The sequence below is a fragment of the Paraflavisolibacter caeni genome (assembly GCF_025628885.1).
In the GTDB taxonomy this organism is placed as follows: Bacteria; Bacteroidota; Bacteroidia; order Chitinophagales; family Chitinophagaceae; genus Flavisolibacter; species Flavisolibacter caeni.
Window position 1 is genome coordinate 1 of record NZ_JAOTIF010000085.1, and the last position, 512, is coordinate 512.

The window sequence follows — 512 nt, forward strand, 5'->3', positions numbered from 1 at the left end:
GCTCATACAAAGAGCACCTTGTAATCATTCCTGCATCTCCTTCTGACCTGTTTCAATCTTTGCATCTGCTTTTAATCCTTTACTATTCATCCTTTAAGACAATCCTAGTGAGACGAAATTTCTTTTTATGGCCTATGCTATTATTATCCGGATGTGTATTTGGACAGGCTAAGGATGGGATCGTTGTTTACAAAAAGACCCACCAGCCGGCTGCTACTATTTCATTACCTTATGAACCAGGCGTTATTACTGCAGCCATGGATGATTATTTTTCGCAACAAGGGTCCAAAAGCAATGAGTTAAAGGGATTCAAAACTTTTCAGAATACACCGTTCATAGGGGGAGATTCCATCAATGCTGATCTTTATTTTAAAGTAAGCTGTAAAAGCAAAATCGAAAAAGATGCTTCAATCATTGACTTAATGGTAGGGATGCCTAATGAAGATATCGCAGCACGCAATCATGAAACACATTTCACCAGGCAACAAGCAAAAGAGTTTTTGAATAAGCTG

At 38.5% G+C, this 512-nt stretch carries 1 protein-coding gene; it reads left to right on the plus strand.

Annotated features, from left to right (window positions below; genetic code table 11):
* Nucleotides 1-134: 134 nt before the first annotated feature.
* Nucleotides 135-512: hypothetical protein (locus OCK74_RS28100; RefSeq protein WP_279300400.1), on the plus strand; the 378-nt coding region annotated here is incomplete at its 3' end.